This is a genomic window from Microbacterium sp. MEC084, from assembly GCF_004514465.2.
Classification (GTDB): Bacteria; Actinomycetota; Actinomycetes; order Actinomycetales; family Microbacteriaceae; genus Microbacterium.
The window spans coordinates 65,419-75,717 of record NZ_MYFP02000011.1 but is presented as its reverse complement, the minus strand read 5'-3'; the positions used below and the strand labels follow the sequence as shown (position 1 = coordinate 75,717).

Annotated in this window: 11 protein-coding genes; 8 read left to right on the top strand and 3 right to left on the bottom strand. The window is 73.4% G+C overall.

Annotation, left to right across the window (positions count from 1 at the left end; all coding sequences use genetic code 11):
* On the bottom strand, window positions 1-180 hold a 180-nt coding region (locus B5M43_RS10580), incomplete at its 3' end, for a transposase (RefSeq protein ID WP_374198164.1).
* A 291-nt stretch (window positions 181-471) separates the two neighbouring features.
* On the opposite strand from B5M43_RS10580, the gene tsaB reads away from it, so the two are divergent.
* From tsaB to B5M43_RS10560, 4 genes are read left to right on the top strand one after another with little or no spacing between them, the layout of a single operon-like run.
* The gene (gene tsaB, locus B5M43_RS10575; protein ID WP_055992288.1) at window positions 472-1,119 is read left to right on the top strand and encodes a tRNA (adenosine(37)-N6)-threonylcarbamoyltransferase complex dimerization subunit type 1 TsaB; all 648 of its coding nucleotides are present in this window, start codon (window positions 472-474) and stop codon (window positions 1,117-1,119) included.
* Window positions 1,116-1,613: a ribosomal protein S18-alanine N-acetyltransferase gene (rimI, locus tag B5M43_RS10570; RefSeq protein WP_055992291.1), complete on the top strand. Its 498-nt coding sequence runs from the start codon at window positions 1,116-1,118 to the stop codon at window positions 1,611-1,613. The genes tsaB and rimI overlap by 4 nt, the downstream gene beginning before the upstream one ends.
* Window positions 1,610-2,713, top strand: a complete 1,104-nt coding sequence (gene tsaD / locus B5M43_RS10565) for a tRNA (adenosine(37)-N6)-threonylcarbamoyltransferase complex transferase subunit TsaD (protein ID WP_134746011.1) — start codon at window positions 1,610-1,612, stop codon at window positions 2,711-2,713. The genes rimI and tsaD overlap by 4 nt, the downstream gene beginning before the upstream one ends.
* On the top strand, window positions 2,710-3,108 hold the full coding sequence (locus tag B5M43_RS10560; RefSeq protein WP_055992294.1) for a hypothetical protein: 399 nt from the start codon (window positions 2,710-2,712) through the stop codon (window positions 3,106-3,108). The genes tsaD and B5M43_RS10560 overlap by 4 nt, the downstream gene beginning before the upstream one ends.
* 65 nt (window positions 3,109-3,173) lie before the next feature.
* Here the strand turns inward: B5M43_RS10560 and B5M43_RS10555 are convergent, their stop codons facing one another.
* Complete coding sequence (locus B5M43_RS10555; protein ID WP_134746012.1) at window positions 3,174-4,379, bottom strand: class I SAM-dependent methyltransferase; 1,206 nt, start codon at window positions 4,377-4,379, stop codon at window positions 3,174-3,176.
* A 252-nt stretch (window positions 4,380-4,631) separates the two neighbouring features.
* Between B5M43_RS10555 and groES the strand changes: the two genes are divergently transcribed.
* The 3 genes from groES (at window position 4,632) to B5M43_RS10540 (ending at window position 7,518) form a co-directional block, all read left to right on the top strand.
* The gene (groES, locus tag B5M43_RS10550) at window positions 4,632-4,928 is read left to right on the top strand and encodes a co-chaperone GroES (protein WP_017203655.1); all 297 of its coding nucleotides are present in this window, start codon (window positions 4,632-4,634) and stop codon (window positions 4,926-4,928) included.
* Window positions 4,929-5,081: 153 nt separating this feature from the next.
* Window positions 5,082-6,041, top strand: coding sequence for an EamA family transporter RarD (gene rarD, locus B5M43_RS10545; RefSeq protein WP_374198163.1), 960 nt, complete (start codon window positions 5,082-5,084; stop codon window positions 6,039-6,041).
* Window positions 6,042-6,246: 205 nt separating this feature from the next.
* Entirely contained in the window at window positions 6,247-7,518 is a 1,272-nt protein-coding gene (locus B5M43_RS10540; protein ID WP_082543146.1) for an ABC transporter substrate-binding protein, read from the top strand.
* A gap of 144 nt (window positions 7,519-7,662) precedes the next feature.
* Here B5M43_RS10540 and B5M43_RS10535 read toward each other — a convergent pair whose 3' ends face one another.
* Window positions 7,663-8,481 (bottom strand): endonuclease domain-containing protein, encoded by an 819-nt coding sequence (locus B5M43_RS10535; RefSeq protein ID WP_055992301.1) that lies wholly within the window; start codon window positions 8,479-8,481, stop codon window positions 7,663-7,665.
* A gap of 144 nt (window positions 8,482-8,625) precedes the next feature.
* On the opposite strand from B5M43_RS10535, the gene B5M43_RS10530 reads away from it, so the two are divergent.
* Complete coding sequence (locus B5M43_RS10530; protein ID WP_134746013.1) at window positions 8,626-10,245, top strand: NAD-dependent epimerase/dehydratase family protein; 1,620 nt, start codon at window positions 8,626-8,628, stop codon at window positions 10,243-10,245.
* Window positions 10,246-10,299: the final 54 nt, after the last annotated feature.

Sequence of the window (10,299 nt, the reverse complement as noted above, 5' to 3'; positions counted from 1 at the left end):
CGACTTCGTCACGCCGGGCTTGACCCCGGCTTCGACGTCGTCTTGGCGCATCCAGTTCTGCAGGCAGGTCTCGCTGATCCCGAAGTCCGCCGCGATCTTCCGCAACGGCACCCCGGCATCCCGACCACGAGCAACGCGAACCACGTCCTCACGGAACTCGCGCGGATAGGGCTTGGGCATGATGACATCCTCCCAGCGGCACCCTCAGGCACCACAGATCAGGTGTCACCTATTCGTTCAGCAGACCCAAGAGGGAGGCTTTCATCGACGGCGGCGTCGCAGCGATCCGACGCTGGAGCGACGCGCACCCCTCTCGGAGCGATAGGCGAGTGACGCGTGGCAGGAGGCCTGCAGGCGACGCTTAGGCGTTTCGTCTCCGTTCGCTGGCGCTCACTCCGCTCAACGACCGGCGAGCGGCCGCACGGCGTCATGTCCCGGCGTCCCGTCAGGTGGCGTCGATACCCTGGTGGGGTGATCCTCGCCATCGACACGTCGATCGGCTCGACCGTCGCCGTCGTCGAGCCGTCGGGGGTCGTGCGCGCCGAGGCGGGCAGCGAGGGCACGCTCGGTCACGCCGAGCTGATCGGCACGCTGCTGGTCCGCGCGCTCGACGAGGCCGGCATCGCGCCCGCCGACGTCACGCACGTCGCGGCGGGCATGGGCCCCGGCGCTTTCACCGGCCTGCGCATCGGGATCGCCGCCGCACGCGCGTTCGCGCTCGGCCGGGGCATCCCCGTGGTGCCCGTCGCGAGCCACGACGCGGCGGCGCTGCGGCACCTCGACACGAACCCCGCCGGGCCGTTCGCGATCGTCACGGACGCCCGCCGCCGCGAGAACGCGATCACGGTCTACGACGGCGTCGACGACCGCGGTCTTCCCCGCCGCGTCGCGGGGCCCGAGCTGCGCCCCCGCGCCGCCGACCTCGCCGCCGACCCGCTGACCGCCGCCGCCGACATCGTCGACACCCCCGCCATCTCGGCCGCCGCGCTCGGCCGCGCCGCCGCGCTCGCGCTTGCCGCGGGCTGGGAGCCGACGGGCGAGCTCGCCGAGACCGAGCCGCTGTACCTGCGCTCCCCGGACGTCACGATCGGCCACGCACCGAAGAAGGTGAGCGCATGACCATCCGTCCCGCCACCCTCGACGACCTGGGCGCGATCATGGCTCTCGAGCGCGCCTCGTTCCCGACCGACGCCTGGTCGGAGGCCATGATGCGCGAGGAGCTCGCCGGCCCGCACGGCCACTACCTCGTGGACGAGCTGGCCGGCCGCGTGATCGGGTACGCGGGCCTGCGCGCGCTGCCCGGATCGCGCGACGCCGACGTGCAGACCATCGCGCTCGCCGAGTCGGCCCGCGGCCGCGGCCGTGGCCGCGCCCTGCTGCGCGCGCTGCTCGAGGAGGCCGAGCGCCGTCGCGTGCGCGAGGTGTTCCTGGAGGTGCGCGCCGACAACCCCGTGGCGCAGGCGCTGTACGCGTCCGAGGGCTTCGCCGAGCTGGGCCGCCGTCCCCGCTACTACCAGCCTGACGACGTCGACGCCGTCGTGATGCGCCTGGACCTCGAAGCCTGGGCCGCGGCTCGGGTGCCGGACGTGGCGGAGGCAGGTGCGTGCACGTGACCGGCCCCCTGATCCTCGGCATCGAGACCAGCTGCGACGAGACCGGCATCGGCATCGTCCGCGGACGGTCCCGCGCGGGCGAGCGGAACATCCCGCTCAGCAACACGATCGCCAGCAGCATGGACGAGCACGCCCGCTACGGCGGCGTCGTGCCCGAGGTCGCCGCTCGCGCCCACCTCGAGGCGCTGCAGCCGGCGATCGAGCGCGCGATCGACGAGGCCGGCGTCTCGCTGTCCGACATCGACGCCGTCGCGGTCACGAGCGGGCCCGGGCTGGCCGGTGCGCTCATGGTCGGCATCGGCGCCGCGAAGGCGCTGGCGGTCTCACTCGGCAGGCCGCTGTACGCCGTCAACCACCTCGTGGGCCACATCGCGGCCGACATCCTGGACGCGGACGCGCCGCCGCTCGAGTACCCGACCGTCGCCCTGCTGGTCTCGGGCGGCCACACGTCGCTCCTGCTCGTGCGCGACCTGACGAGCGACGTCGAGCTGCTCGGCGAGACCGTGGACGACGCGGCGGGCGAGGCGTTCGACAAGGTCGCGCGCATCCTCGGCCTGCCCTACCCGGGCGGCCCGGAGATCGACCGCGCGGCCGCCGAGGGCGACCCGAACGCGATCCGGTTCCCGCGCGGCCTGTCGCGGGCGAGCGACATGGCCAAGCACCGCTACGACTTCTCGTTCTCGGGCCTCAAGACGGCGGTCGCGCGCTGGATCGAGCAGCGCGAGGCGGCGGGCGAGCCCGTGCCGGTCGCGGATGTCGCCGCGAGCTTCCGCGAGGCGGTCGTCGACGTGCTCGTGACCAAGGCGCTGGACGCGTGCGCGCAGCACGGCGTGCCGCGCCTGCTGCTCGGCGGCGGCGTGATCGCCAACCGCCGGCTCCGCGACGTCGCGCTCGAGCGTGCGGCGGCCGCCGGTGTGACCGTGCGGATCCCGCCGCTGAGCCTGTGCACCGACAACGGCGCGATGATCGCGGCGCTCGCCGCCGAGCTGATCGCCGAGGGTCGCGCGCCGTCGACGCTCGAGTTCGGCGCCGACTCGACCCTTCCCGTCACGCAGATCCAGGTGGCGGTGGCCGACCCGGTGGCGGTGGAGTCGACGTGAACGAGCGCGCGGTCGTGCATGCTCCCGAGGCTCCCGCCCCGGCGGGCGACGTGCGGCCCGCCGCCCCGGCGCCCGACGGCTCAGCGGTCGTGCCCGCCGTCCCGGCGCCCGGAGCGGCGCCTCGGGCCGTCCGGAGCATGCGCCTGTCCCGCGGGCGGACGGCGACCTGGTCGATGACGCTGTCCACGTTCGCGCTCGTCGTGTCCTGGTTCGTGCCCTGGGCACTGCCGCTCGGCGTCATCGGCGTCGTGCTCGCGGCGATCGCGCTCGCCGGGCGCCGCGCGAAGCGCGAGCTCGCCTGGTGGGGCCTCGGCCTCGGGCTCGGCTCGATCCTGTGCAGCGCGTTCTGGATCCTGTGGGTCGTGCGCGCGGTGCAGGAGGCCGCCGGGGCCTGAGCGCTGGCGGCGGCTTCGGGCGTTTCGACTCCGGCGCCGGCGCGCCTCCGCTCGACGACCGAGGGTCAGGCGCGGGGGACGCGGTCCGCGAGGATCGCGGTGCGCCTGCCGTCGATGCGCGTCAGGATGAGCGTCGCCGATTCGTCGCCCTTGAGCGAGAGCCGCTTGCGCAGCGTGGCGGGGTCGACGTCGACCCCGCGCTTCTTGATCTCGAGCGTGCCGATCCCGCGGGCGCGCAGCGCCTTCGCCAGCGGCTTGGGGTCGGCGGGCAGCGTCTCGCGCACACGGAACGACGCGACGAAGGGGCTCGTCGCGGCGGCGTCGCCGGTGAGGTAGGCGATGCCCTGCGCGACCGGCCCGGCGTCGAGCGCGCGGGCGACGTCGCCGATCAGACGGGCCCGGATGACCGCGCCCTCCGGCTCGTGAAGGAACGCGCCGAGCGCCCGCACCGGCTCGTCGGCCGTGTCGGCGGCCGCGGTCAGCTCGTGGGCGTCGTCGCCGCGCAGCACGAGCGCGGATCGCCGGACGCCCTCGCGCGCGAGGGCGCCGGTCCAGACGACCAGCTCCACCGTGGATCCGTCCACGCTGATCCACTGCGTCTCGGCGTGCTCGGGAAGGGCGTCGCGGTCGTGGCCCGGACCGAGCTTGACGCCGGCGGGCACGCGCCCCGCGAGGTCGAACACCCAGTCCAGCGGCGGCGAATAGTCCGCGGCCGCCACGCGCGCGGTCTCGCCGTGTCCGGCCGTGCGGCGCGCCGGATCGATCCAGACCGCGCCGACCTCGTCGAGCGGCACCTCCTCGGCCCGCGCCGCGCGCACCTCGACGCCCGCGCCCTCCGCGCGGAACGGCGCGAGGTTGTACGCGGCCAGCGCCGCCGTGACGGGGTCGGCGTCGACAGCGAGCACGCCCATCCCGAGCGCCGCGAACGCGAGCGAGTCGCCGCCGATGCCGCAGCCGAGATCCGCGACCCGCTCGATGCCCGCCTGCCGCATGCGGCGCGCGTGGTGCACCGAGACGCTCATCCGGGTGGCCTGCTCGAGGCCCGCCCGCGTGAACAGCATCCGGTCGGCGAACTCGCCGAACTTCGCAGTCGCGCGCTGCCGCAGCCGCGCCTGGCCGACCACGGCGGACACGAGCTCGGGGGAGTGGCCCGCCGCCCGCAGCCGGGACACGGTGCGCGCCACGTCGTCGGCGCTGTCGACGTCGCCGAGCGCGTCGAGCAGGGCCAGGCCCTCGCGGGTGAGGAGGGCGTCGAGCTCGGCCGAATCCATCCGCCCAGCCTACGGGCGGCTCCTCCGACACAACGCAGGACCGGAGCGGGATCTCGGGCGTGTGCGGGTGATCTCGGACGGCGACACGCCATGCAGCCGGCACAGGTCCTGCATTGTGTCGGCGACGGGCGGAAGCCGTTGGCACTCGCGTTGCGGGAGTGCCAGCATCCCTCCTACACTTGCTGTTAGCACTCTCCCCGGGAGAGTGCGAAGAGTCTTCCCGTACGAAGCACACGAAAGAAGAGGTACACCGTGTCGGTTTCCATCAAGCCGCTCGAGGACCGCATCGTCATCAAGCAGGTCGAGGCCGAGCAGACCACCGCGAGCGGTCTGGTCATCCCCGACACCGCGAAGGAGAAGCCCCAGGAGGGCGAGGTCGTCGCGGTGGGCCCCGGCCGCATCGACGACAACGGCAACCGCGTTCCGCTCGATGTCGCCGTCGGCGACCGCGTGCTGTACAGCAAGTACGGCGGCACCGAGGTGAAGTTCGGCGCTGACGAGTTCCTCGTGCTCTCGGCGCGCGACGTCCTCGCGGTCGTCGTCCGCTGATCCCAGCGACACGCCCCGAGAGGGCCCGGATGCTCGGCATCCGGGCCCTTTCGCATGCCCGGGTGGGGCGGGGACGCCACGTGGCAGGAATCGGACCGCGGATGGCAGGGCGCACCGGGCCCGGCGCGCTCGCCGCGAGCGTAGGCTGAATCGGTGACCGCACCCGTCCCCTCGATCGAACGGCCCGGCCGGATCGGGACGGAGGCCGCGGGTACCCTCTACGGCCTCGGCGCGTACGTGCTGTGGGGCGTGCTGCCGCTCTACTTCGTGGTGCTCGCGCCCACCGGTCCGTGGGAGGTCGTCGCCTGGCGGGTGCTGCTGTCGCTCGTGTTCTGCGCGCTGCTGCTCACCGTGATGCGCGGCTGGGGGCGCTTCTTCGCCGTGCTGCGCAACCCGCGCCTCGCGCTGCTGATGGGCCTTGCCGGCGTGCTGATCTACGGCAACTGGCAGATCTTCGTGATCGCGACCCAGAGCGACGCCGTGATCGAGGCGAGCCTCGGCTACTTCATCAACCCCATCACCACCGTGCTGCTCGCGGTGCTGGTGCTGCGGGAGAGGCTCCGGCCCCTGCAGTGGATCGCGATCGGCGTCGCGGCGGTCGCGGTGATCGTCATCGTGATCGGCTACGGCGCCGTGCCCTGGTACGCGCTGGGGCTCACGGCGACGTTCGGGGTGTACGGCCTCGTGAAGAAGCAGGTCGGCGGCTCGGTCGACGCGATCAGCGGCCTCGCGCTCGAGACGCTGTGGCTCGTGCCCGTCGCGGTCGTGCAGCTGGCGATCGTCGCGGTCACCACCGGCATCACGATGGGCACGGCGGGCGCCGGCCACACCGTGCTCCTCCTCTGCGCCGGCGTCGTCACTGCCGTTCCGCTGCTGCTGTTCGCCGCCGGCTCGAGCCGCATCCCGCTCGCCACCATGGGCATGCTCCAGTTCGCGGGGCCCATCCTGCAGTTCATCATCGGCGCCGCCGTGCTCCACGAGCCGATGCCTCCGGCCCGCTGGATCGGGTTCGGGATCGTGTGGCTCGCCTGCATCCTGCTGATGCTCGACCAGGTCCGCCACGCGCGCCGGGCGCGGCCCCTGCCGGCCGTCGCGATCGACGGCGGAGCGTAGAACGACGCCCGAGAAGGGTCGCACGCGACATACTGCACCGCCTGCCGGCGCGGCCGGTAACGATTTGATCCCAGGGTCCGGTCTGCGCAACACGCGAAAATCCGGATGAAACAAATCGCGGGTAGATTTCCGTCCATTACCCGCGGTGTGCTGATGCACCACCAGTCCCCGAAAACCGCGGGTCCTGATGAAAGGACGGAACCTCATGGTTCGATCCCGGAAGCTGATCGGCGCACTGGCCCTCACGGGCGCCGCAGCTCTCACCCTTGCGGGCTGTGCCGGCGGCGGTGGAACCGCCAGCGGCGAGCCCAGCGAGTCGGCCCCGGCCGCTCCGGCGGGCGACCTCGCGCTGAAGATCGGCACGGCCCTGCCCGTGACCGGTTCGCTCGCGTTCCTCGGCCCGCCCGAGATCGCGGGTGTCGACTACGCGCAGTCGCTGATCAACGAGTACGCCGAGACCACGGGCCTCGAGCTCGAGGTCGTGCACGGCGACTCGGGCGACCTGGACAACAAGGCCTACGAGACCGAGATCCCGCGCCTGCTCAGCGAGGACCCGGCCGCGATCATCGGCGCCGCGTCGTCGGGCGTCTCGCTGCAGTTCATCGACCAGGTGACCGGCGCGGGCGTCATCCAGTTCTCGCCGGCCAACACGTCGGACGCCTTCACGACGTACGACGACAACGGCCTGTACTTCCGCACGGCGCCGTCGGACGTGCTGCAGGGCGAGGTGCACGGCAACTTCGTCGCCGAGCTCGGCTACCAGACGCTCGGCATGATCGTGCTGAACGACGCCTACGGCACCGGCCTGGCCAAGTACATCACCGAGGCGTTCGAGGGCGCGGGCGGCGAGGTCGTCGCGGCCCCGACGTTCAACCCCGGCGACACGTCGTTCGACTCGCAGATCTCGGAGGTGCTCGCCGCCGACCCCGACGCGATCACCGTGATCTCGTTCGACGAGGCGAAGACCATCCTCCCGAGCCTGCTCGAGAAGGGCTTCGCGGCCGAGGACCTGTTCCTGGTCGACGGCAACATGGCCGCGTACCCGGACTTCCCGGAGGGCCTGCTCGAGGGCGCCAAGGGCACGTACCCCGGTCCGACGCCGGAGCAGGTGCAGGAGTTCATCGACGGTCTCGACGCCTTCGTGGAGGAGTCGGGCGCCGAGCCGCTGAGCGACTACACCTACGCGCCGGAGTCGTTCGACGCGACCAACCTGATCGCGCTGGCCGCGCTCGCCGCGGGCTCGACCGACTCGGCGGCGATCGCCGAGAAGCTGATCGAGGTCTCGGGCGGCTCGGGTGACGGCGAGAAGTGCACCACCTTCGCGGAGTGCGCGGACATCATCCTGGCCGGCGGCGTCGCGGACTACGACGGAGCCTCGAGCCCCGTCACGTTCGACGAGGTCGGCGACCCGACCGAGGGCATGATCAACATCTACGAGTACGGCCCCGACAACACCTACACCCCGTACGAGGGCTGAGCCCCTCGCCTCACCGCGGATCGCCCCGTCTCCCTCGAGGAGGCGGGGCGATTCCCGTTCGTGCGGGTCCTCGCCAGGAGATCCCGGCTTCTCAGGGGCGGATGGCGGGGTCGGCCCTGAGAAGCCGGGATGCCCGGATGTGCGTCATGCGCGATGCAGGCCCTGTGCAATCGCGCTGGTGATCAGGCCCTGCGCTCTGGGCCAGTCGTCGAAGATCTGCCCGTAGCCGATCCGGATGACGTGGTAGCCCATCAGCTTCAGCAGCGCGTCGTGCTCGTTGTCCTTGGCGCGTTGCACGCCGACGTGGTGCCCGCCGTCGATCTGGATGACGAGGCGCTCGCCGATCAGCAGGTCGACCGGGCGACCCGCGAGCACGACCTGGCGCTGCATCGGCAGGTCCAGCCACCGCAGGCGCGCCATGACGACCGACTCGGTGCCCTCGTCGGCGAACGGCCTCGCTTCGGCGAGCAGCCGGCGCGCATCCGGCCCGAGCGGCAGGCGTCGCATCACGTCGCTGTCGAGCATGCCGCGCCGCAGCGCCGATTCCCAGACCGCGAGGCCCTCTTCGTGCGGGCGGCACTCCGCGACCAGGGCGAGCACGTTCTCGATGCCGTCGGTCAGCGTGCCCGGCCGCCGGGGGACCAAGGGGGTGCGCCAGTGCACGTGCGCCGTCGTGGGGCGCGGGAGGCTCCCGTGGGGCGGCGCCGCGACGTGGATCTCGTGTGTCACCGTCCACAGCCCGAATCTCTCGGCCTGCGTGACGCAGGTGAGCACCACGCCCAGTCTCGCGGCGGTGACGAGCAGCGGGTCGGCATGGGGCAGGCAGACCCAGTCCCTGCGGATCCGGACCAGTTCGCCCGAGGCGACCGCCTTGCGGATCGCGTGGTCGCCGATCCCGAGTTCTAGAAGCGCCCGCACGCGGCCGACGCCGTCCGTGAGCGCAAGAGCGGTGGAGATGTCCATGCGCCCACGGTGCCGGGGCGGGCGGGCGGCCGGGGCGGCGCCCCGCTGACCCCGGATCGACCCGGGCGCAAGCCCCTGCGGCGTGCGGGCTGCGGCGGCTAGCGTCGGGAGTCATCCAGTGATCACGCGAGGACGGGAGCAGTCATGAAGGTCGCCATCGTCGGGGCGAGCGGCAACACCGGGACCGCGCTGCTGCACGCCCTGAGGGACGAGCCCGCGGTCGACGCGATCGTGGGCGTCGCGCGGCGGACGCCGGACAAGGCGCCGCCCTACGACGCGGCCCACTGGGAGCGCATCGACATCGCGGCGCCGGCCGTCGACCGGGCCGCGGACGAGCGGGTGATCGACCGGCTCGCCGCGGCGTTCCGGGGCGTGGACTGCGTCGTGCACCTGGCGTGGCTCATCCAGCCGAACCGGAAGCGGGAGCTGATCCGCCGCGCGAACGTGGACGGCACGCGCCGCGTGATCGAGGCGTGCCTGCGCGCCGGCGTGCGGCACCTGGTCTGCGCCTCATCCGTGGGCGCGTACACGGGCGTGGACGACGACGACCCGCGGGACGAGTCATGGCCGACGGAGGGGATCCCCACCTCGCACTACGCGGCCGACAAGGCCGCGCAGGAGCGTCTGCTCGACGACGCCGAGACCCGGGGCCTCGCCGTCGCGCGCCTCCGGCCCGCGCTCGTCTTCGACCGCGACGCCGGGGCGGAGATCCCGCGGCTGTTCGTCGGGGCCCTCCTGCCGCCCGCGCTGCTGCGCCCCGGGCGCCTGCCCGTCGTGCCGCTACCGGCGGGCGTGCGGATGCAGGTCGTGCACGGCGCCGACCTGGCCGACGCGTACCGCCGCGTCATCGTGGGCGGCGCCACGGGCGCGTTCAACATCGCGGCCGACCCCGTGCTGCGCGGCCGGGACATCGCCGCGGTGCTCGCGCACGGGCGCCAGCTCGCGGTGCCTGCGCGCGTGCTGCGCCCGCTCCTCCACGCGGCGTGGCGGCTGCACGCCGTCGCCGCCGACCCCGGGTGGCTCGACATGGCGATGACCGTGCCGATCATGGACAGCTCGCGCGCGCGGCGCGAGCTGGGGTGGCAGCCCCGGCACGACGCGACCTCGGCCCTGCGCGAGCTGCTCACGGGGATGGCCGACGGCGCGGGCACCGCGAGCGCTCCGATGCGGCCGCGTCGCGACTGGCCGCAGGATCAGCTGCCGCCCGGTGACGTCCTCCCCGACGGGCCGGCCCAGCCGCCCGCGGACTCGCCCGGGCACCGGCTCCCCGCCACCCTGCAGCGGGACATCCTGGGGCTGTATCTCTCCGACCACCTCACGGGCGCGACCGCGGGCGTCGCCCGGTTCCGGCGGATGGCCAAGGCGTACGCTGACACCGACCTGGGCCCGGACCTGGCGCGGCTGGCCGAGGAGGTCGGCCGCGAGCGCGTCTTCCTGAAGGACCTGGTGGACACGCTCGAGGTGCCGCGGCGCCCGCATCGGCAGGCCCTCGCCTGGCTCGGCGAGAAGGCCGGCCGGCTCAAGACGAACGGGCGCCCGCTCGGGTCGCCCATGACGCCCGTGCTCGAGACCGAGCTGATGCGCGGCGCCGTCATGGGCAAGAAGGGCGTGTGGGAGACGCTGGCCGCGCTCGCGCCGGACCTCGGCCTGCCGGCGGAGACCTTCACGGCGCTGGCGGAGCGGGCCGAGGAGCAGGCGGCCGTGCTCGGGCGGCTGCACCGTCACATAGTCCGCGAGGCATTCGTCGCGGGGCACGTCGACTGACGAGACGAAGGGAGGCCGGGGGCGAGTCCCGGCCTCCCTTCGCGATGCGCGGCG